The sequence below is a fragment of the Photobacterium sp. J15 genome (assembly GCF_963870815.1).
Lineage (GTDB): Bacteria > Pseudomonadota > Gammaproteobacteria > Enterobacterales > Vibrionaceae > Photobacterium > Photobacterium marinum.
On record NZ_CAWMUI010000001.1, the window covers coordinates 2,417,069 to 2,440,367 of the forward strand.

Consider the following 23,299-nt stretch of genomic DNA (forward strand, 5'->3'; position numbering starts at 1 on the left):
GTTATTTATACTTGAATTAAAAAACGTAACTGCGCGCCATTTCATTAAAAACTTATACTGCTATGGAATACATTTCTTACTCACTCTATTTCTTGAAAGTGAGAAAAACACCTTTCTAAAAGCTGTTCTATCAACAGAGATGATTCATCTTTTATTTGTTACCAAGGAAAAATTCAATGTTTTCGAAGAAACATCTGATACTGGGTATGGCCATTTCGGTCGCTCTAGCAGGATGTGGCGGTGCGGAGGAAAATTCAGCACAGACATCCGTATCATCACAGGCAACCAAACAAAAGACCATTTCAGGTAAAGTAAATGGACTGACAACCCCAGAAACAGCCATGGTTACTGTGTCTAATAGTCACGAGTTACGTAGTCAACGACTTGCCAGTGATGGCTCATTCAGCCTTAGTGATCTAGATAAAAACGAGAAATATACAGTAAAAATACACGCTAACGGCTACAAACAGAACGAACTTCCTGTAGTTATCCCTTCCCTAAATTCAACTGACGTAAACATTGATATGTCAGAAGAAATAACACCAGAGCTAGATGGCAAGTTTCATTATGTCTGGGAGGATGATGGCCAAAGCGTAAGTGGGTTGGAATATGCGTCAGCAGTTAATAGTCCATTGAACATCGTTATTAATGATGAACAACAAGCCGTTCCGAATATTGCAGCAGCGCAAACTTTGTATCGGGATTATAAGATCGTTCTCGATAACTCTGATTTACCATGGACTCAAGCACATGCTTACCGCTTGCTAGAAACAATGCGTCAACTACCTCAGGAGCATTGTCGTCAGGGCCAAGTAACAACTGGCAGCCTGCCTTGCGAACCTTCAGGGTTAAAAGAGGTAAAGTGGATTTTGACTTCCTCCCACATATCGGGGGATATTACTATTTCTGAGAATCGCGACCTGGTTACGATTAGCGAAGATACCTTCAGTTACGCTAACCCACAAATCGTAACAATGGACAAGCAACGCGGTCGTTTTTTCTCAAAGCGTCTTCACCATGCAGCAGTTAACTATCTGACCAATGCGGGTAAAGACCGTGGAGCTGCTAACTTCATTCTGGAAAACCGTTTTGGTGTGACTATAGATACAGGCTCACAGGACGCACCAGATGCTACCTTCGCCAGCCTTTACAATACCCTGCCAGTAACCGGTGCCGCAGATCGAAGCGCTTCATCTTGGCAGCCATTCACACCAAAAGAAATTCTTCTGATCATCAATCAATTTGAAGAAATGCCATCCGGCCTTCACATCATCCGGGATAAAAACACTCCTGAGAAAGGCTTGAAATACCTGCTTCGCCGTCGTAACGGACACGATCACCTACTGTATCCTGACGCGCCAGCTGTAGCATGGCCATCAGCAGGTTACATTGAGTTCATGGAAAAAGCATTCAACAATGCCAACCTTGAACATATGCAGCGCCTAGTGATCCACGAAAAAACGCACTTCATCTGGCACTATGTGCTAAACACTGAACTCAAACTAGAGTGGCTCAAGTTATCTGAATGGTACAGAGTGGATAATACCCGTGCTGAAGATTATCTGTCACAAGACCCATATAGCCATGATATCCATGAAAAAGGCTCAAGCCACACTCATGGCAGTGCTTACAACCCGAGTATCACCAACATAACCGTCGATAGCAGTGATGGCTGGTCTGCACGAAAAACGACAAATTTCGTTTCAGGTTACGCCCAGCTTAAAAACCCGAATGAAGATCTTGCCGAGAGTGTCTCCTTCTTCCTGAATAACCCGGATAAGCTTCGTTCGCGCGCGCCTAAAAAATATGAGTTCATTCGTGACCGACTAATGAGTGGTGTCGTCTACCTGCAACGAATCCGTAAAGATCTGACATTCGAAGTTCTCAACCTCTACCCTGACTATGTCTACCCAGGCAAGATCAAAAAAGTAGAAGTAACTGTAGATGGCTACGCCGATGAAGAAAAAGAGATCACCATTGATCTTCAGCTTCATACCACTGACGGCAGCTGCGATCAGGATAAAAATGAGCAATGTCTTGAGGGAGCATCCTCAGCTTATACCCGTATCTTCAGTCAAGGCGATACATATAAAGACATTCACTTCTACCCAGTCGATGGTCGTGGTACACCTTCGGATAAACTGCGTGCAACATTTACACTACCAGCATCAGCTAAAGATGGTTGGTGGTCTCCGGCACAAATCCAAATTACCGATCCTCATGGTAACCAGCGCTATCAGAGATCGACCGATTATGGCTGGCAACTTTTTATCAACAATCCAGAAGAAGATACAACAGCACCACAGTATCTAGCTGATTCACTGAGACTAACCCTTGGTGAAAAAGAAAACATCGATGGTCATACAGTACAAACCATGACGGCCGCATGGGACGTCAGAGAAAATGTTGGAATGAGTGAGAGCGGTGAAGCCTGCTTTGCCCGATTCGCAAATGCAAACTCTGACGTGTATTCCATGAATGAGTTTGGTACATACCATCCTACTAATGATGATCGCGGATATTGCCAAGTTGATATCAAAACGACGGAGTACTTCAGAAGTGGTGAGTACCGGGTTGCTTCATTGTTTATGACGGATAAGTCACTGAACCGCAGTCGTATGGATTTTGAAGACAATAACCCGGTTCATCCATCATCACCGAAAGTTACACTAACTAATATTAACCGAGATGAAGATACACAAAGCCCGGAAATCGGTTTAGACGGATGTAGTAAAGTAGCAGCGGGAACACCTTGTATCGGGATCCAAGCTATACCAACATCTCCGGCAGCACCGAATGGTGAAACAGCAGTTGAACTGACATACTGGGCTCGTGATGATAAATCTGGCTTGAACAAAGTTTCGTTCAAACTAAGGGATCCACAGGGGATCGAGCATAATTACTTTGTCGACCATAACAACAGCAACACATTGTTCTTTGTCGGTAACCCTCAACAATGGCAGGAATATCATTACAACTTTGTTCTTCCAGTAGGCTCAGCACCGGGAACGTGGGGGATCGCCTCTATGTCATTTAACGATAAAGCAGGCAATGCTAAATCTGAAGATTTTACCGAAACCTTAATGTTCACTCTGAAGTAAAAAAGATGTCCCCGTACGACGGGGACATCTCTCGCAATTTATCGTTTCTCAATATCAATATGATCGATAGCAATTCCTATAGGTGGCTTTTTAACCGAAAGTCATTGGTGAGCTCAAAACCGTGAGCACAATACCTAAGCCACAAGACAGACTAATTGGGACACCATAGGGGATACCTCTCATCAAAGTGTCTGGATTTCTGCCTTTTAAGAAATACTTGATCAGGTAAAAAAGCGCAATCAGACCACCAATTAAACCTATCATTATCAGCACGAGCAAAATAAATTCTGGATTAATCGCTAAACTGTAAGCCGTCAAAAGCTTAATATCTCCTGCAGCTATCACACCAAAACAAGAAAGAACAAATCCAACAAGCAAAATCTTACTCGCCACAATCCAGCTTTCATTTAAGACAGAAGTCAAATAAGAAATTGTTAAGCTAAATATAAAAACAGCTAATACGGTTAAGTTACTTATCTTACGGCTTCTGATATCTGTATAACTTGCATATACACTCAAACCAAGTAAAAAAGCAAGCAGTAGTTTTACTACCATAAGAGGTCCTTTCTAATAAGATTATTTATTATGAAACAATAAAGAAAATGAAACAACCCGATTCGCAATATAACCATAATACAGAACGAAATACTAATAAATAAAAAACGCAAGTCAAAATCCTAGTACGCGTAAATCAAATTCTTAATAAAACAAAAATGATCATATTTCAAACAAATACAAGCAACTCAACACATAACATATAGATTGCTGAGTTCACAAATATGTATAATAAACTCTTATATGCGCATAATCACAAAAAAATTGCTTGCATTACAACTTATTGATATCTTAAATGTTATTTTATAATAACACGCCAAAAGGGTTTTTCGGGGGTGACAACTTTGCTTAATAGAAAACAATTAATTGAAATAAAACACCTACGCACTTTCTACCATGTATCAAAATATAAGAGTTTTACCGCCGCTGCTGAATCATTATATATGACCCAACCAGCCGTTTCTCAACATATGAGAAAAATTGAATCTCAAATTGGTGCAACTCTATTTGAACGTTCAGGTGGTTTTGAACTAACCAGAGAAGGAGAAATATTATTAAAGTTTGCTGAAAAAGGATTCAAACTCTATCACGAACTATTTGACGAACTGGACAGGGCTAAAAATCGCAATTATTACAAAATTGCTATTTCATACTCCTTCTGCTCCCACCTTCGAGAAAAAATATTCAAGGAGTTAAGCAAAATCAGTAACCTGAACCTCACTGTCATCCATTACCATTCCAGAAAGGAGCTCAATTTTACAGAGTTTGATGTCATTTTTGGTATTGATTCACTACCTGAACAATATGGAAGTAAAATCCACCTGAATGCATCAAAATACTCAATAATGAGTAAATCTTCCTATTTAATCTATAAAACACTGACGCCTAAGCGTGTCATATATTGCAGCAGTATTGACCGAAATACCGCTATAGACTTAATTAGTGAGCATGGCGGGAATGCAGAAAATGTCAGTAGTTGGTTATCTACCAGCTCCTCTGAGGTGATGACTCAAGAACTTGAAAATCCTGACACCATCGTCATAACTCCTAATTGGTGTATCGCTGATAAAAAAACACATAGAATAGAAACCAACCTAGATATTAACATGTACGCCTGGTGCAACTATCGTTCAAGAGTAGAGATTCGTCGGGCTGGATTGTATAAGATCATTAATGATCTTGCAGTTAATGTCGAACATAAAAAACCACTGAGCTCTTTGAGTATTATTGATGAAAAGGTGGTAAGTCCAATTATCCCCAAATTTCACATAGCATCTGAAAAAGCAATTATGTTTAACTCCTTAGATAGTTTTACTGCGCAATAAATAAAACATATCACATTTATTTTTCTTAATAATTATAAATTAAATAATAGCTATAATGATACGCTAAGATTATTCATATTCATACTTCCTTTCTTGCCCCCTATTGGGGGCGACTTTCCTTCTACAAATTTATACAATCATCCATGCAAGTACTTTTTCCTGTATTCAGAGGCCCTTGCTTGTATAAACAGTGGGATTACAGGTAAAAATATCCCCCAAATGAAATACAAATTCTCCCTTGATAACAATACATACATAGATACTAATATTATTGAGATTAAAAAAAGAACTAATAATCTATGTATTATCAAGTAAGCCTTAGAATATAATGCGTAAGTTTTAATCATTTTTATTTAATTGAACATTGGATTAAACAAGATAATTTTCTCAATAAAATTACCTTAAATCGAATATGAATTTATTATTACTGAATTAGCAATCGTTATACCCCCCTTTCAAGGGGGGATTTATGACATAGATAAATGAAGTTTATTCATTAACAGCTTTGGAATCTTGTTTCCTTTTTGTACTTTTAACCGGCGCTTTTTCCTTAGGGCCAAGCTCAACTACTCTTTCCTTTTGTGCCGGATGTGTGCTGCCAAGGAAAGAGCCCCCACGTTCAATACTCAGATCATCGCAGTAAATAGTGCCTGTAACCTTTCCTTTATCGAGAATCTCGATAGCATTGGCGTAACAAGTACCCTCGATCAAACCATTAACCACTATCTTATCAGCGTAGATCTCTCCTTGAAGACGCCCAGAGTTACTAACAACTAAAGTTTTATCTAAGCGCAGCTTACCCTCAATGATGCCGTCAACCTGAATATCACAAGCTAGCTGGAGTTCGCCTGTGATGTTACAACCATCTGCGATGACAGTTGTAGTTGCTTGCTGACCCTCTGTTCCACCTTGTTTATCAAAGATACCCATTTTATTTTTCTCTCTTTCTCGAAAATATGTTCAAAGTTATCCATCCCCCAATCAACAAACGGACGTGGATCTAGTGATCTGCCGACAAATCGGATTTCGTAATGAAGATGAGGCCCGGACGAGAGGCCTGAATTTCCTGAATAGCCAATCAGATCGCCCTTATCAACAAAGTCACCGGCACGTACAGCAAACTTTTTTAAATGAGAATATGACGAAGTAAAACCGAATGAGTGCTGAAGACGAATAAAATTTCCGGAGCCTTTATTTCCTGGTCTCACTGTGGATACAACACCATCCGCCGGCGCATAAACAGGCGTACCGATATTTACCGCAAAATCTAATCCTGCATGTAAGTGGACTTTTCCTGTTACTGGATGCGTGCGCTTTCCATACTGTGATGACTGCCTGGCTTTTTTTACCGGAGAACCATTGGGCAAGTTATCTAATACTGCAACCCGTACAGCAGAATTTATCGCAGCAACATCTAAGCGCGTTTCTAGTGGTGACCCACCATCAACGTTTACCCCGAGCAAATTTTCTAGTTCACCCAATCTATCAGAGACCAAAGATAATCGAGATTCTCTTTCACCTAGGTCATTTTCAAGTTCGTCCTTTAACTGTTTAAGTGAAGCCAGTTCCTCATTCAAAGAATAAGAATGCTTTTCAAGTTCTTCTTGTTTAAGCTTTGCGAAACCAACCTCACCCACCAGATAAAAAAATGCACCGACAGTAACTAAGGATATACCCACAGCAAAATAAGCAGCCCTACGAATTCCTTTCTGCGCTTTAAGACCCAAATGGAAATGCCGGGAGCCATTAACTGTAGATACCGATATAGTAATACGTTCCTTCATAAATGAGTTCGTTATAATTCTTTATATGATAGTAACCACATTGAATACAGAATAAGGATATTTAATGACGAGTAAGTATTGAGGTTACATTTTAAATCCCTAGAAATAGAGTCCCAGATCATCACTATCTTTAGGATATATTTGAAGGTTCTTACCGTACCAATTAAGCTCTAACACATCGGTAGCACTGGCGTATTGATAATCGTCATCATTCACAGGGGAGGCTTTACCAAAAATATTATAATCAAATTCAGCAAAAACATTGTTTTTATCTAAAATTTTTATAAGACGCCCACTCTTATCGTAAATAAAATCAAGAATTTTATGATCTGAGTTTTTGATAAACTTGTATTGCCCTTTTTTATTATATTTATACCATGTAATATTTCCATTAGTATCCTTCTCAGAAATTAGTCTATTCTTACTATCATAAGAGAAGGTCTCAACACCCAAAACTGATGATAGCTTTACCAGATTTTGATTGTGATCATAAGTGTAATCTGTAACATTCCCATATCTATCAAATGACTTAATCACATTACCATAAATATTGTTTTCATATGTATAGAAGTCACCATTCGAATATTTGATTTGAGAGAGGTTTCTATTTTCATCATACGTGTAGTATTCAATAAAACCATCGGGATAAGTGATCTTACTTAAACGAGAATAGCCTTTATTGAATCTTTTATAATGATAAGTGGTCTTTGGAACCTTGAATAAATAATCTTTATCTTTTCGTTCTTTTGGCGGAACATAAAATTCAGGAGCTATATACCATGACATGCCAGAAGAGGACTCATAGAAGTACTCAGACTGCTGCCCCTTATTATCAGTTATTATTATGCGATGATTTTTTTTACTGTTATCACTCATCGACTTACCGACAGATTCAGAAGCTGGCATAGATGCTTCTGGTTCGTAATCGATAAAGGTTGTTCCTCTGTCATCTGTTATTTGGTGGATAAATCCATTTTCATCATATGAAAAAGCAAAATTTTTGTCTTCAAAGTCAACGACTTTAGTCAAATAGCCGTTAGAGTTATAGCCAAATTCTGCTGATAACTCATTATTGATATCAATTCTTACTAATTTACTATCACTATAGTAAAAGTTAAGTGATTTTCCTTCACTATTGGTTACCCTGATCAGACGTTGATTATCAAAAACAACTTGAACCGCATTACCACTTCTATCAACTAGTTTTGTCAGACGATATGTATTGTCTGAAAATGCCTTATATACCTTGTAAGAACCATCCATGAAATGCGCATAGATGTAATCACTAACCCGAGATAAGACAGGCATATTAATACGTTCACCAGCAATCAAGTTTGCTGAATCTGGGTAATACTTATCTCCGGAGACTACGTATGTCTCAATTCGCCCATACGCACCGTGATGAGTAATAGCTTCTTTAGTCTCATCAAAAGTTACATACTCACTATAATTATGAGTCCAACGATTTCCGATAGCGTTGTTTTTACCGTTCTTAGCAAGTAAGTTATACGTCAGAGTAAATTCTATATTAGGACCATAGGCTGAATCATAGAAGATCGGAGTATCCTGAATAATCAGATTGAGATTATTTACATCGACAAACCAGGATAGCTCCCCCTGATTACACCTTGAGCTCCCCTTAGTTCCATCTGGGTGTTGGATCTGTCCACCACCAAGTGCAGACGTTGGCTCGGATAATTCCGTTTTATGAGCAAAAAAAGAATAGCAAAAAATAAAAAACGAAAAAAATGTAAACAATATAAGCAGATGATTTGATATTTTTTTTCTAAGCATGACAATTTCTCACAGAATCCATTCAAAAAGACGGAGTTACTCACAACTCTCCTCTTTTGACTCGACCAAGGTTGTTATCAATCCATCCATTTTATTTTTCCATGAGAGATATGCGTACGCCCTAGCTCTTGTGTTATATGTAAGCGCAATTAAAGTTCGCACAGTATCGATTTCGTCATCTATATGAATTCCGTTATATTCCATACAAGCACTTGATTTAAGATGCCCTGTATTTATATCAACGGCTCTTTTATAGGCTTCTTCCGTGTTCATAGTGAAGTCATGAGCAAGAATTTTTTGAAACTGTCTCGCTTGTTGTCTGATTGCTTTTCTAACCTGTTCACTAACTACTAAAGCATCGATAAAGGCACCTACGTCATCTCGAATACCATCGTTATTGTTATCAATACCAAGAAGTGAACCAGATCTATCAAGCAATGGTTCATATTTACCGTATAGAATAGTAAGTTGTTCATTAATATTTTTTCCATCTAACTCAGATAAAAGCTCTGGAGTTTGAGGAATACTAATTTGTTGTAGGTTACTATGATCTACTATTGGCAAGTTGTCAGTTGTTGATGAATTACAGCCATTAAGGAGCAATAACATCATATCCATGACGATAAGAGTGCGTAACATTAAACCCTCTGTTAATGTGATTCAATAATCACGCAAGTATATATTAATAAAAACATATATATCATTAAGTTATATTATATTAAAATTCATATGACTTATGACTTTTTATCCTTAAATGATTTAACAATCAACAATATAAAACATTGAGCATAAAAAAGAGCTATCATATATAAATGATAGCTCTTAAAAATTAAGAAGATGATACTAATTCACCATCACTCTATTTCTTCTTGCAAAGTCAAAACTACGCGTCTGTTACAGCCTTCGTTATTATTTTGCTCAACAGAACATACAGGCTGCATCTCGCCAAATGCACGTGACACTATTCGCTTACCCTGGCCAAGATTATTCTTCAAATAGCTTACAACATTATTTGCTCGTTGGGATGATAAATTTTGGTTATATTTCTTTGGGCCAGCTTTGTCAGCATGTCCTTCAACCAAAATCAGTGCACTTTGATCAACAACGGTCAGATACTGTTGTAAAATTTCCTTATGAGATTGCGTCAACTCTTTTTTATCAAAATCATAAATCAAGGTTAAAGATTTTGACTTACTGTCAAAAAGGCATACCTCACTATCAGGAGATTCAGAAGACACTTCCTGGCTGACGACAGGCTGCACACCATTGTCCACCTTTTTCACATTAAGAAATTCACCTTTTTTTTGCGTTGTAACTTCCGTTGTTGATACTACAACACTATGTGTATAAGTGTTCTCTACATTAATACAAGAAGCATTAACTGATGAGGTTAAGGCCAGGCCAATAGTAAGCAAAGCAATATTTGAGCGAGTTATCATGACTTAAGTCTTCCTGTCTCTTCGTTAAGCAGATTTAAAATATATTTATAAACATCAGCGCCATCTTTGGCATGAAAGATTTTATCTTCGCCTACACAGTCATAAAATCCATTAGTATTTTTATCTAAGAGAAAATCAATACCGATAACCCCGAAAGTAACATTAACTTTTTCGCCGTAACGATTTCTCTTTCTTTCTAAGTTATTTACGATTCTTTCGCACAACCCGTTATTTACAAGCGTTTTTAAATAGTTTTTCTGAGGTGGTGTTGATGACCCTGGTGTTGTTGGGTATCTAGAACCATCTTGACCATCAGATAGAACAATAATTGCTTGTTCTGGGTTATATTTTCTTTGGCTATTAGTAACCTGAGCGGCTCGAATTACACCTTGCCATGATTCCGTTAATGCAGGGTATGCAACTCTAAATGTGCTTAATTTTCGTTTAAATACGTCATAATCATCAGTTAATGGAATGTCCTCAAATCCTTTATAGCCGCGGTCTTGGTTTCTAGCTAAGACTGGCTTATTTTCATTAAACATATCGGAAATGGTATCACTCACACTATCATTCACAACCTGATCAATCAGAACTTGTTTACCGTTTTTCCTTTGAATGTTGTAATGATGATAGCCGATAAAAGCAACCCGACTTTTATGTTTGTTAAATTTATTGAATATGGTCAATTCATCTAGAATTTTAACGATTGTAGACTTAACAACATCAAGCTTCCTTCTACTTCTATCCGAGCTAAATGAGTAACTCATTGATTCACTCATATCAACAACAAAGTAAATATCTACAGGTTGTGGTAGGTATTTCCTTGTAATTGAAGAACTGGAAACCTTAAATGTCGATTTAGTAACCTTATTTGGCATCCATGATTTATGTTTAGTTGTTGCGCCAACAGTGAAATCTGAAAAAGGCGATGGTTCACCACTACGCTGTACACATCCTGTATCGTAGTCACAAACCTCAGATCCTACTTTTATCTGAGTACCATCTAAGTTAAATGGCATATATTCATTAACTATTTTTTTTGCCAATTCTTCATCTGGGTTATTCTTACCCGTCGAGGTAGAAATCAAAGCCAGACTAGCTACTTCTGTTGCTTCTGTTAGTTTTGCATGAGCTTGTAATTCCTGAGTAATATGAACAGAAAAAGCTAAACTACCAATAATCAACGGCAATACCATCATAAAAATTATGCTGGCTGCGCCTTTCTGATGATGACGCATATTAAATCCTCGCATAAGTAAATGATGATGAGACAACTTTGAGCATATTGTTATTTGTTGCACCGATGAGATCAGCTGGAGTCGAATAACAGAGTATAACGTTGTACATAGGAAGATATCGATTACGAGATGTTTTTGGTAAAATATCACCTTTCGACTGAATGGTCGTTAAGTTGCAATCACTCAAGTTACCCTTATCAAGGTACTCATATTTCGTTCTTCCACCTTCTTTCCTTAGCTCTTCTATTCTCATACCAAACTCATCTGGCTTGAATCCTCCGGACATACGTCCCATTGATGCTGTAGCTATCTTATATAAATCATCACGCACAGCATGGCATTTTCGACGGTCTTTACACATATAACCTTCATCGCCGAAAAGTTGTCGTCGCTCTGACAAAATATTAACCAATGAATATGACAATCGATCAAGCTTACCTTTATTTGATACTGCCATAAGATTATTTATTTGCATCCAGAATAAGCCAGAGACCATCATCAAAATAAAAGCCAGTTCAACAGTAAAAGCGCCTCTTTGTTTATATTGCACAGCTTGCCCCCGGACCAATTTTAAACCTGCATCTTTCATATTCCTGGATCGATATCACTTCTCGACTCATTCTCATAGGAGGCCAAAAGTAATTAAATAAAGGTTTATAGTTAAAGGAAAGTTCATAGACTGCGATCGGCATATTCTTAGGTTTTTTACCTGCGCCATCACACTCATCTAAAGGCTTGGTATTATCACTACAAATTTTAAGAGATTCATAATCTTTAAAGTAGTATATTTTTGCTTCTACACTTTCTTTTTGAATCACAGATGGCCATAACATACCAGCTGCATCTTCAAGAGCCTCTTCTAAACGTTGTTCATAGTTAACACTGGTTGTACTGTCTGCTCGTCCTAATTTTTTGGTTTCAGCAACGGCCATAGTAATCGCATGATCTGCGACACCCATCGCGTAACTCATCACACAAAAATCAAACCATGAAAAAATAACCAGAATCAGAACTGGTAAACCAAAAGCAGCCTCTACAGCAACAGAGCCCCGTTGACGATTCATCATAGTCTTACGTACCTTTTCTTGGTGTAATCTACAACAAACGCCCCTTTGATATTCATTTCAGCCATAAATGCCTTTGCCTTAGATAAGTTATTAAACTCACCAACGCAATAACGATTCCATAAATCATGGGTGTAGGAATAAACAGGGCCATAATTTGTCTTCAAGAATTTAAGATACTCTGGCGTAATAACATTGTATGTCGCCAAGACCTGAATGCGATAAACGTGCTCAGAATTGGGTTTAAGTCTCTTTGGATCGAAGATTTCTTTAACAGCTAACTGCTTGTTAATCTGCTTCGCTTTATTCTTATTACTTAACTTAATAACCTTATTCACTGGTGGCGATTTTACTACTTCTTTTATATTGTTGTTCAACACCGTTGTTTTAGGCTTTTGTGTAGACTTCTTTGTCGATTCCTTAACCAACTTCGGCATCTGAACATTCCTAGATTCAGTAGCTAAACTTTCTGATAATTTTTTGAGTTGCAATCTCGCCTGATCTTCACTGTAGATATCTTTTAACGCATTCAAAGCAATATCTTGCCTTCCTGACTTGACGGCAGCCAAAATTAAATTGGATCTTAAACGAGAATCTGATGGGTTTTGCGAATATAGTTCATATAGAATTTTCACCGCTTCACTAAATTCACTCTTCATCATTTTGACAACAGCAATATTATTCTTAATATCGCTATCAGGCATACCTAACTGACGGCTCTTTTCAAAAGACTCGATAGCTTTGTCATAGGCACCCTGCTCCGCTAACACCTTACCAGTGAGCAGATAGTATTGACTTTCATCACCACCTTCATCAAGAAACGTCTTAAGTATTTCTTTTGACTTTACATAGTTGCGCTTTAAATAGTTAAGACGTGCCATTGTATACAAGTACTCAGGCTTTTCGTAATCTTCACTTTCGAATGTACTTGAGTACAACTCGGCAGACTTAATATCTTTCATATCAAGATATACTTGAACTAGCTTCAGCTTATAATTCTCGTTGTTTTTTAGATTATCTTTATAAAACTGAACTAGTTGAGCCTTCTCATTCGAACTTAGTAATAAGCCTTCCTTGCTATCTAAATCGCTGTTACCGGCACCAGTCGAGGTACAACCAGCTAAAGCAGCTATTACTGGAAAGAGTACTCTATATTTCTTATCCATTTAACATCCTTAATATCCCTGGTGCGATAATTAGAACAATAATTGGAACCATGATGAATGCGATCAACGGAAGCGACATTTTCGCGCCTAATTTACCGATCTTTTCCTCAAGTTCCATAATTGTTATTTCACGAATATCACTTGCTAGTGAAGATAAAACAGGACCAACAGAAGAACCATATTGAAGACTTTGATTTAACGTCATGGCAAAGCTCTGTGCCTCACTGGTAGGTACCAAATCCACGAATTCATTAATTGCCTTTTCAATACCAACTAAACGTGCACGTTCAACTGTTGTTTTTACAACATAAGCAAGATTTTCATCAACCGTACTAATTTCTTTTGCTAAATGCTCTAGGCTTGATTCTATGGTCATACCTGTTTGTACACATACAGTCATGAGATCAAGCAAAAACGGTAATCTTCCGCTAATTTTTTTAGTGATTTTTTTAGCTCTCATAGAAACATACATATCTATTCCCATTAGGAAAAAGAGCGTAATAGCAGCAAGATAGACCATGAACATATCAATCGATAGTTCATTATTAACATATAGCCAAGTAATAATTAGAAACAAAACAGAAAAAGGAACAATCTTGAACATATAATAACTTTTAGCAATGAAGTCATTATATATCCCTGCGGCTATCAACTTTTTCTTAGTTTCTTCATGGTTAAAACTGAAAGTATCTACTATCTTGTTGAGTATTTTTAATTTTCTTTTATCTTCTTCTGGTGTTCCAACAATCTTGTTTATGCTTATTCGAGCAACTAGTTTATCTGAGGCCAGCATGATTAAGGCTGCAACAGCTAAGGATATGAGTAATGCAAAGGCCATAAACCACAGGCTGATACCTGAAAACATATTAACCTACCCCACGAAGAATAAGTGATATACAGAAAAACCCTAACATTTCACTGCCTAACACATAATAGAAAATTCCCCTACCACCTTCTTCAAACATAACGAAGTTATAATTTTCAGGACTGGTTATACGCAAAATAATTAAAAAGATAACAGGCAGAAAACCTACAATCTTCGCCGAACCTCGCGCTTCAGATGTTAGTGCAAACTTCTTTTTCTCAAGAGCTCTCGATTCAAACATAATACGGTTTATTTTTGCAATAATGTCTTTAAGCTGACCACCACGACTTAAATTCAAACGTATTGTTGAAGCAAAAAAGAAATATTCTACATAAGGAAAAGTTGAACTACTCTTTGCTAGAACTTCATCAGCGTCTTCACCAATCAACAGACGTTCAGCCATATGTTGGAACTCTTTACCCACTTCATTATCAAGCTGCTTACCTACATATTCGAAGGCATGTACAATACTTTGACCAGCAGAAATAGCACCAGATAGAATATTCAATGCATCAGGAAAGTTTTCTCTGAACCTATTGTGGCGAAGCTGTCTCAACTTGACCATAAAGAAAACAAACAGAATAGGCATACCAATAAGCAAACAACGCATTAAATCTTGTTTGAGTAAAAAGTAATTCACCACATATATAGAGCCAGAACTTACAGCACAAAACATTAGTATCTTTGATGTAGCATTAGGTGCCAAATCAGCTTTCAACCCTTTTATGAACTGCTTTAATTTATATTTGAATGAGACATCAAATTTTTCAGAGTCAATAACGGACTTGACACCTTTAACTCCCTCGAATTCACCTTCAAATTCAATAAAGCTATTAATTTTCTTTTTTTCTTTATTATCAATAATAAAAAATATAACTAAACTAATTATTACAAGAAGAATCATATAAATCATGCAAAAATCTCCTTAAGCGTTCCATCTAAACCAAAGAATTTTGCACGTTCATAAATCACTGATCGTGTAGATAAGCCCGGTGTCCTAAATGTTCCTTTAACCTTGCCGTCTTCACCGGAACCTTCATTGTGAAACCTGAAAATATCTTCAAGAACCACACTGTCCCCTTCAAGGCCAACAACTTCTGATACGAACATAACTTTCCGGCTACCATCGTGCAGACGCCTTACCTGTACGATTAAATCAACAGCACTGACAATTGTTCGTCGTATCGCTTCCAATGGAAGACTGCTGGTAGCCATCATCACCATACTTTCTACACGAGCAATGGCATCACGAGGTGTATTGGCGTGCAATGTAGACATGGAACCATCGTGACCTGTATTCATAGCCTGAAGCATCTCAAAGGCTTCACCACCACGACACTCACCTACGATGATCCTATCCGGACGCATACGAAGGGCGTTAATTACCAAATCACGAGCAGTTATCTCACCGGTTCCCTCAATACTTGCCTGCCTCGTTTCAAGGCGAACGATATGTGGCTGCTGTAGCTGAAGTTCTGCCGCATCCTCAATCGTAACTACACGCTCGCCATGCCCGATAAAACCTGATAGTGAATTAAGCAGGGTTGTTTTACCTGAACCTGTACCGCCTGAAATCAAAATATTACATTTACAGTGGCTGGCAATAGATATCACCTTTGCCATTTCTACCGACAACGCACCAAATTCAACTAAGTTTTCTAACTTAATTTTTTGTTTCTTAAACTTACGAATTGATATTGAAGTACCATCTATCGCAAGTGGCGGTATAACAATGTTTACACGGCTTCCATCTTCAAGACGAGCATCACATAGTGGTTTTGATTCATCTATACGACGACCTACATTAGATGCAATTCGCTTTGCAATGGTTACCAACTGTTTTTCATTGATAAACTGTATAGGTGACTTTTCAACTTTACCGCCAATTTCAATAAATATATCGGATGGTCCATTAATCATGATATCCGAGATATTATCATTTTCTAACAGTGACTGAAGTGGCCCTAAGCCCTTTAATTCAGCAAGCAAGGCTTTAACAAGCTCAAGTCGCTGAACGTTCGAGACCTGGAGTTGTTTTCGGTCAATAAGTAGGTTAACTGACTCCTTTAATTGATTTTCAAGATCGTTATTACTTATCTCTACCAAGCTTGAAGCATCAAGGGCGTCAAAAATCTCGTCTCGGATTTCAATATAGATTCGTTTGAATTGGTTCATCGATTAAACAGCTTAAAACGTTTTTTACGAATAATAGTTTTACCAGTCAAGTTAGCCACGATGGCTCGAACAGGATCTGAGAACTTCGTTTCCATGACGCCAACAGGACCTTTATGAACAAAGATCTTTTCAAGGCTAGGCTCATACATAATATCAATTGTTTCTTTCTGTTTAATTCTCACTTTTGCATTATCAAGTGGAATAACAAAATCTTTAGCAGGTCTTGTCTGACTAAAAATAAGAAAATGTGGTGTTTTCTCAAGTTTTCTTTTTAGCCCATTATATGCTCTAAGTGATGAAACAGACTGCTCGCAAACAATGAAGATGCGATGATAGCGTTCTGACAACTCTGAAGGATTTAACTGATCAAAACCATTTAATGGCATTGCATCTATAATAAAATTATATTCATCAACTAATTGCTGAGAAAGATTATAGAGAGTGTTGGTATGTTCACTATGCCCTTCGCCATGACGTTCCAGCATTAGATAATCTAACTTTTCTCTCGCTTTGTTAACATATGTCTTAGCAATTGCATTATCCAGTTCTTTGTTAACAATATCAGCACTCGTTTGTCGTATTTTCAGCCCCTTAATTGCCAAGAACATATCTGAATTAAGAGCACCTGAATCATGGTCAACAAGCAATGTTTTCAGATTAGCACTTTCTGAAAGTGTATGAGCCAATAGCGATGTAATAGCTGATAAACCAATACCGCCTTTAGTACCCAAAAACAGCACTCGTTTAGCTATACGTGTTTTTTTTGTCGTGCTTTGAACTTTATTAATACCATTTAACGACAATAGTGTTGCTAGTAACTCATTAAGTTCATCATCCCACAATACATAGTTTGCACCTAGGGACAGAACTTGATCTTTCACTTTTATGGAATCAAGATTGCTTACAGCAATGATATTTATATCAACATCCAATTTCGTTGATATATCACTAACTTCATCAACAATATCGTTATTTGTTCTGAAATCAATAATTACATTGCGAACTTTAACCTTTATTTTATCCCAGGCATCTTCATCATGTAAGTTTGCAATATGCTCTGGTTTTTCAAAGCCCTCTATCGCATAGAGTTCATTTACCGAGTCAACAAATTTAGAGTCATCTGAAACAACCAGGTCAATATTACCAGACTGTTTACTAATTTTATTTGATGACGTTTTAAATAGGTTATCCAAATCCATAGTATTACTCAACTTGCGATAAAGGGTTTACCAGGCTAAGGTTACGATTGTATTCAAGTGCACAACCGAACTTGTATTCATCTTTATTGAAAAAGTTCACATCTCCGCAGTCTTTCTCATCTACAGCAGTATAAGTTGCTAAAATGGAGATATCTTTTTCATCATCAGCTGAAATTGCGACTGTAGATACTTTCTTTTTCATTACCCCTTTATTCTTTGCCAGAATAGTTATTTCCTCTAACACATTAGCAAATTGAGGCTTGTAATGAATAATGAAGCTAGCATCAGATTCTGTATCAAGAATCGCCTCTAAAAAGTCTTCAGATTTTTCTAAAGCAATAGATTCATCAACCACATTAAACTCAAACTTTTCCTGAACTGTATTTAGCTTCACAGTATTTTTAAAACTTGGCGAAGAACAACCAGTGATAAATAGGGTCAGCAAGAACAAAGTTAAAAGTTTCTTCATTAGTTAAAACCTCCGTTCTGCATAGTTTGCTTAAGTTCTGAATCACCGATACCAGATAAATCAATTCTCAATAACCTTTCCAGATCACTTGTTGAATGATATCTAGGTAACTTCAATTTTTTAGTTTTCACCGGATTAACCAAGTTAACAGTCGCCACAATGATCAATTCAGTCTTAATTTTATTTGACTCCGTATGTCGAAACATACTTCCCAATAAAGGAATGTCACCAAGAATTGGCACTTTACTTAAAGATTCCATTTCTTCTGTAGTCAGCAAGCCAGCTAATACAAAACTTTGACCGTCTTTCAGTTGAACGGTAGTTTGAGCCTTACGAGTTTTTAAGGCTGGAAGGCTGGCATATGCGTTGTTTTGAGTGAAACTTTCATCCAAGGAACTAACTTCAGGCATCATGGTCAGCCGAATATTGTCGCTATCAGTTACTTTGGCGACCATTGACAACTTAATACCATACTCTTTATAAATAATCGTAACGCCATCGCGGTCACGAACTGCCAGTGGTATTTCACCACCGACGAGGAAGCTGGCAGTTTCACCTGAAATCACAGACAAATTTGGCTCAGCTAACACCTGACCTATTTTGTCATCATTTTTTGCAGATATAATTGCAACAATATCTTTAGCAGTAAAATCTAGTACATGCTGGATTACACTCCCTGTATCCGGGTAAGTAAACATATCACTATATTTAACGCCAAGTTTTGTTAGAAATGAGCTTGATACTTCTGCTACCGTTAGCTTTACATTAATCTGTTCTGTGGCCAGAACTTTCAAATTATTGATTACCCCTTCGTACACATATGTTGAGGTGTAATCAAGTGTTTTTCCTTCTTCTGCACCAGGGCCTTTTATTTCAAGCGTGTTTACAGTCTTTTCTTTTTTTAGCATCTCACCGACAGTACGGTAGATCTGAATTTTTATCTCTTCACTGCTAACAATACCGTCAAGGACCACTTGATCACCCAAATTGTGAATTTGGATCTTTTCTTCAGGATACCTAGCTATCAAAGTCTGCTTTACAGCACGAAGGCTTTTATTGACCACCAACTCTGCATTATAAACTTCATTACCACCTCGGTCATATATAATAACTGTCGCATCACCAATATCAACGCCATATATTACAACTTTAGTGCTATCAATAACTTTATAATCTGCAACTTTCGGGTCTGATACAAAGACAGTTTCGATTTTTCTGGAAACTTTTACTGTCTTTGCGGCACCTTTATCTATGTTGATAAGTTCTGAAGCTGAGACAGAATTCACGCAAGCAATCATACAGGCTAACGTTAGTACAATTTTCAATCCATTTTTAATCATTACAATTAGTACCTGCTCGTAATTCTCTTACACCATGTATGCCTTGTACAATGTCACTGCTCTTAATCGATATAAAACGCTGAGAAAGCTTTGAAGGAACCAGAGTTACCTCTGCAATCTTTTGTGCCATTTCAAGTTTTAGAACTTCATCTACTTTCAAAGCCACAAGGATATTCATTGATGCTTCAACATCGTCATCATCAGTCGAAACAGTTTCATTAACTTTAATTACTTTTGCATTGTTAATAATAATTTTACTGACGATGCTGTCTAGCTCGCTATAACCTTGCTCTTTGATGTTCTCTTCTGATGATGTAGTAGCAACAAAACTAACCTTATCACCAGCTTCAATAGGGACTGCATCAATAATGCCTGGATTGGTTATCTCATAGAAATAAGGCACCTCATCCTTATTAAGAGATAAGAATATATAATCTTGGTCTTCAGCATTTGCAATATCATCACTTCTCATGAATGCACCTGCTTCTATATTATTACGATACAAGCTCCCGGAGCGGATTTCACTATCAACACCTAATTCAATACCATTTGCCAAAGCCTCATCTTCATTCATACTGATTACTGCATAATCACTGCTTTTGATTGGCATTGATTTCTCAACGTTTTTTACAAGCTGTACAGTATTAACTTTTCTTACTACAACAGCTTTCTCTGTTGGCTCCGTTGCTGAAAGAAAAGCGCTATTTAAATACAACATTCCCAACATCAACACTGCAGCAACAGCAATAAAAATAAATTTTCTATTCATTACTTTCATCCATGGCAAATGGATTAGAAGTAAGATTATGAGCACAGCTCATAATCTTACTTTGAAAAGACTCAATAAATTATATTAAGAGCCGTTCATCCTTTCGCAGCATTAAGGTCAGTACTAGCTTTTCGCAGCATTAAGGTCAGTACTAACTTTATTAATTGCATCTGTAATTGCATTTGTTAGGGTGCCTTCTTTAAATACAGCAAGAAGAAGACCAGACATAACAACAGCAATTACTGCATATTCTACAGCTGTTACACCGCGCTCGTCTTTAACAAACTTACCAATGTAGTGACGGCTGTATACTTTCATCATTTGAAGGGTTTCTTTCATTTTCATCTCCGCTAAAACTGTTAACAAAAGTCGGAGACACATTACTTATTTTCGTTTTTAAGCGCCAAGTAAATACATTTATACCACCATAATGAACCATTATGTTTTTATTCCAAACTATGGATACCACATAAAAATAAGCATCAGCAATCATATTAACTGATGCTTAATTGACCAAAAAACAGCTCTTAGAGCGCCCCTCATAAATAAATATTATTTTTGCATAACAGATTGCCAAGTGATTATTTCTGTATCTTTTCTCAGCTTTGGTTTCAAAGTAGCTTCAATACTGTACGGCTTTAAAGTTTTAGTTTGCATATCCACTCTGACACTACGTGGCTCACTATCGAAATTGGCGATAATTGAGCTGCCATTCTCAAAAACAGTTTGTTGAATATATCCATCAGCTGAGAGCCATTTGTGATAATTCAACTTCTTATTCCACAGTGCTTTGTGTATCGGTTCAAAGCCTTGTTGATAATGTTGCAGCGCCCTTATCCTTTTGGTTTTAACTGAGGATGCTTCATCACGGCTGATATGTACCATTGCGGGTGTGTTGTACAGCATACTGCTGATATCCCGCATTTCCTGTACGTTTGAAAATTTAAGACTGTCTGTATGCCAGTGGTGAGAGTTAATTAACTCATCATGAAACACAGCCTGATATAACGGCACCTTATATTGTGGTGAGAACAAGAGCTCGCGATAAGGTTCTTTTACCCTGGATAATTTGAAAAAGAATGCTGGCTTATTATCTGGATACCAGGCACCAAGATAGTATGGCGATTTCCGATTTTTGGTCATCTCTACATCTGTCCAACCAAAGCCGGTTGTTTCCATACCATGCGCAAAGGCGATGCCACTTGAAGTTGTGGCATTTCCGTCCTCAGAACCTAGTACGACATCTGTCTTATTCGAGATCCAGCTCATACGAGAATTAAAGGCATCAGCCATCTCAGCTTGAGTCATTGCCCTTTGCTGAACATCCAGTCCGTGCTTTCTAAGCGCGTAATCTTCACGAACCATTCCGGTTCCATCAACATCGAGGAATATGCTGTCAAAACGCCCATACTTAATGACATCCTTGATTCGACTCTCTACATAGTCTCGCCGACAGGCTGGATTTAAGTAATATCCTTGCTTACGGAAACCTGGTTGTTGTGTTCCATCAGCACGAACAATGGCGCACTCTTCCCTCATTGCCGCCGGTATTTGCGCTGTTAGCCAATCATCGTTAACTCCACGTGGGATTGCAGTATTGTACGAATCATAAGTGGCAACCAAATACCCTGCCTTCTTGGCCAAATCCACCAAATCTGGCTGATAAAATGCTGGCATCCAATTATCCAATCCTAACCATAAATGGTGAAGCTGAGCTTTTTTAAGCGTATCCAGAACTGGTTTCGAAAAACCTGCTCCCCATGAATCAGGAGATAATAAGTAACGTCCAGCTCGTTTTGCCAAATACCGTTTTCTCTTTTGTGCCGCGATATATTGTTGAGCCACAAAATCCTTATCATCCGGGCTGCCCAGTACTTTTATTTTCTGATTTAAACCTTGATTAATAGCTTCAACCAACAGCCTTTTCTGATAAGAGTTGAACCAATCTCGGCCTTTCTCAAGAGGCAGCAACTCTCTAATGGTTTCTTTTGAAGCAAACACATTCAGCTCTGACTGTTCAAAAAACCAGTTTTTTAGCTTCCACCAACTTTTGACATCTTCCGCAGTAATTAAGTCCTTGCCAAACAGATACACATGGCTGGCACCTATCAGCTTTTTTAGTGTCGGTTGTGCTTTGATTTTGCTCGCTAAAGACTTTGATAACCCTCGTTGTTCACGCCAGTAACGATAACGACGCGCACCTGACAAATTATCATCTCCAAGATGGATCAATACCTGAAATGAGTCATTGCGATTAAGAGTTGTAAACTCGTGACTCAATTGCATATCAATGACATGTTCACTACGTCCAGATACTTGCTGACGAGACAAATCTTTGAACACGATTTCATTATTGAACGGAGATACCAGCAGATAAGAAAGATACTTGTCTTGCTTACTCTTTTGTCGCGAACCTGAAGTCGCAGCAATCCTTTGAGTCCAGAATGGCATTTTTAAGTCTTGCGACGTGTTACTCCCTGAATACTCATCTTCAAGGTATTTAGCCCAGACCTTATGATCAGTCGGGATTCTCATCCCTTCATTAAAAGGAAGATAAAGCGTTTTGGTTTTGTCCTGTGTTAAGTCAAACCATCGGATCTTTAGGGGATGTTGTTGTGATATGGCGGCAGATGAAAGTGCAGAAAAACTTAGCTTCAGCTCAGATTCTTCCAGTGCCGCAGTCACTCTAACTTTACCTGCCAACCACAACCAACTTGCGGTATGACTTTTAGAGTTAATAATGTCCGAACGCGGGGTGTTCTCTTCAGAATTTAAATGAATTCCTTCATTTACAGCATAAAGCGATTGACCCTGCTGCCAATCGATCTGGAGAGTGTCGGTGTTTATCGAAACCATGTTTTCACGATCAGAAAGAATAATGGTCTCAGATACCAGTTTCGAGGCCAAAGCTGAAAATGGCTGAAATGCCAATAGAATAAATAATAAAGATAATCGAACAATTGGTGACATAACGGTTACCTGACTCAATTAGTTGGAATACCGTTATTTCAGCAAT

The 23,299-nt window shown here is 37.7% G+C and carries 21 protein-coding genes; 2 read left to right on the top strand and 19 right to left on the bottom strand.

What is annotated here, in order from left to right; all coding sequences use genetic code 11:
- Positions 1 to 176: 176 nt before the first annotated feature.
- Entirely contained in the window at positions 177 to 3,101 is a 2,925-nt protein-coding gene (locus tag AACQ93_RS10975) for a hypothetical protein (RefSeq protein ID WP_064604951.1), read from the top strand.
- A 90-nt stretch (positions 3,102 to 3,191) separates the two neighbouring features.
- Here the strand turns inward: AACQ93_RS10975 and AACQ93_RS10980 are convergent, their stop codons facing one another.
- Positions 3,192 to 3,656 carry an A24 family peptidase gene (locus tag AACQ93_RS10980; protein ID WP_064604953.1) on the bottom strand — a complete coding sequence of 155 codons (465 nt, stop codon included), beginning with the start codon at positions 3,654 to 3,656 and terminating at the stop codon, positions 3,192 to 3,194.
- A gap of 335 nt (positions 3,657 to 3,991) precedes the next feature.
- Between AACQ93_RS10980 and AACQ93_RS10985 the strand changes: the two genes are divergently transcribed.
- Positions 3,992 to 4,981, top strand: coding sequence for a LysR family transcriptional regulator (locus AACQ93_RS10985; RefSeq protein ID WP_198160125.1), 990 nt, complete (start codon positions 3,992 to 3,994; stop codon positions 4,979 to 4,981).
- A gap of 489 nt (positions 4,982 to 5,470) precedes the next feature.
- On the opposite strand, the gene AACQ93_RS10990 is transcribed toward AACQ93_RS10985, so the two are convergent.
- The 18 genes from AACQ93_RS10990 to AACQ93_RS11075 form a co-directional block, all read right to left on the bottom strand.
- Entirely contained in the window at positions 5,471 to 5,911 is a 441-nt protein-coding gene (locus AACQ93_RS10990) for a bactofilin family protein (protein ID WP_084419122.1), read from the bottom strand.
- Positions 5,815 to 6,765, bottom strand: coding sequence for a M23 family metallopeptidase (locus AACQ93_RS10995; RefSeq protein WP_064604957.1), 951 nt, complete (start codon positions 6,763 to 6,765; stop codon positions 5,815 to 5,817). The genes AACQ93_RS10990 and AACQ93_RS10995 overlap by 97 nt, the downstream gene beginning before the upstream one ends.
- 99 nt (positions 6,766 to 6,864) lie before the next feature.
- Positions 6,865 to 8,559, bottom strand: a complete 1,695-nt coding sequence (locus tag AACQ93_RS11000; protein WP_064604959.1) for an RHS repeat protein — start codon at positions 8,557 to 8,559, stop codon at positions 6,865 to 6,867.
- 36 nt (positions 8,560 to 8,595) lie between these two features.
- A complete protein-coding gene (locus AACQ93_RS11005; protein WP_064604966.1) occupies positions 8,596 to 9,198 on the bottom strand; it encodes a hypothetical protein in 603 nt (200 codons plus the stop codon).
- Between the two features lie 215 nt (positions 9,199 to 9,413).
- Entirely contained in the window at positions 9,414 to 9,998 is a 585-nt protein-coding gene (locus AACQ93_RS11010; RefSeq protein WP_084419124.1) for an OmpA family protein, read from the bottom strand.
- Entirely contained in the window at positions 9,995 to 11,236 is a 1,242-nt protein-coding gene (locus AACQ93_RS11015) for a TadE/TadG family type IV pilus assembly protein (protein WP_064604968.1), read from the bottom strand. Before AACQ93_RS11015 ends, AACQ93_RS11010 begins: the two co-directional genes overlap by 4 nt.
- Before the next feature lies 1 nt (position 11,237).
- Positions 11,238 to 11,825: a tight adherence pilus pseudopilin TadF gene (gene tadF / locus AACQ93_RS11020; protein WP_064604970.1), complete on the bottom strand. Its 588-nt coding sequence runs from the start codon at positions 11,823 to 11,825 to the stop codon at positions 11,238 to 11,240.
- Complete coding sequence (locus tag AACQ93_RS11025; RefSeq protein ID WP_084419126.1) at positions 11,776 to 12,303, bottom strand: TadE family protein; 528 nt, start codon at positions 12,301 to 12,303, stop codon at positions 11,776 to 11,778. The genes tadF and AACQ93_RS11025 overlap by 50 nt, the downstream gene beginning before the upstream one ends.
- Complete coding sequence (locus AACQ93_RS11030; RefSeq protein ID WP_064604972.1) at positions 12,300 to 13,466, bottom strand: tetratricopeptide repeat protein; 1,167 nt, start codon at positions 13,464 to 13,466, stop codon at positions 12,300 to 12,302. The genes AACQ93_RS11025 and AACQ93_RS11030 overlap by 4 nt, the downstream gene beginning before the upstream one ends.
- Positions 13,459 to 14,331 (bottom strand): type II secretion system F family protein, encoded by an 873-nt coding sequence (locus AACQ93_RS11035; RefSeq protein WP_064604974.1) that lies wholly within the window; start codon positions 14,329 to 14,331, stop codon positions 13,459 to 13,461. Before AACQ93_RS11035 ends, AACQ93_RS11030 begins: the two co-directional genes overlap by 8 nt.
- A 1-nt stretch (position 14,332) precedes the next feature.
- Complete coding sequence (locus AACQ93_RS11040; protein WP_064604976.1) at positions 14,333 to 15,244, bottom strand: type II secretion system F family protein; 912 nt, start codon at positions 15,242 to 15,244, stop codon at positions 14,333 to 14,335.
- Positions 15,241 to 16,506, bottom strand: a complete 1,266-nt coding sequence (locus AACQ93_RS11045; protein ID WP_064604978.1) for a CpaF family protein — start codon at positions 16,504 to 16,506, stop codon at positions 15,241 to 15,243. Before AACQ93_RS11045 ends, AACQ93_RS11040 begins: the two co-directional genes overlap by 4 nt.
- Positions 16,503 to 17,705 carry an AAA family ATPase gene (locus tag AACQ93_RS11050; RefSeq protein WP_064604980.1) on the bottom strand — a complete coding sequence of 401 codons (1,203 nt, stop codon included), beginning with the start codon at positions 17,703 to 17,705 and terminating at the stop codon, positions 16,503 to 16,505. The genes AACQ93_RS11045 and AACQ93_RS11050 overlap by 4 nt, the downstream gene beginning before the upstream one ends.
- A 4-nt stretch (positions 17,706 to 17,709) precedes the next feature.
- Positions 17,710 to 18,174 carry a hypothetical protein gene (locus AACQ93_RS11055; RefSeq protein ID WP_064604982.1) on the bottom strand — a complete coding sequence of 155 codons (465 nt, stop codon included), beginning with the start codon at positions 18,172 to 18,174 and terminating at the stop codon, positions 17,710 to 17,712.
- Positions 18,174 to 19,514 (bottom strand): type II and III secretion system protein family protein, encoded by a 1,341-nt coding sequence (locus AACQ93_RS11060; protein ID WP_064604984.1) that lies wholly within the window; start codon positions 19,512 to 19,514, stop codon positions 18,174 to 18,176. Before AACQ93_RS11060 ends, AACQ93_RS11055 begins: the two co-directional genes overlap by 1 nt.
- Positions 19,507 to 20,283 (bottom strand): hypothetical protein, encoded by a 777-nt coding sequence (locus AACQ93_RS11065; RefSeq protein WP_064604986.1) that lies wholly within the window; start codon positions 20,281 to 20,283, stop codon positions 19,507 to 19,509. Before AACQ93_RS11065 ends, AACQ93_RS11060 begins: the two co-directional genes overlap by 8 nt.
- 123 nt (positions 20,284 to 20,406) lie before the next feature.
- Positions 20,407 to 20,622, bottom strand: coding sequence for a Flp family type IVb pilin (locus tag AACQ93_RS11070; protein WP_232323309.1), 216 nt, complete (start codon positions 20,620 to 20,622; stop codon positions 20,407 to 20,409).
- Positions 20,623 to 20,835: 213 nt separating this feature from the next.
- Positions 20,836 to 23,253 (bottom strand): glycoside hydrolase, encoded by a 2,418-nt coding sequence (locus AACQ93_RS11075; protein WP_084419128.1) that lies wholly within the window; start codon positions 23,251 to 23,253, stop codon positions 20,836 to 20,838.
- Positions 23,254 to 23,299 lie beyond the last annotated feature (46 nt).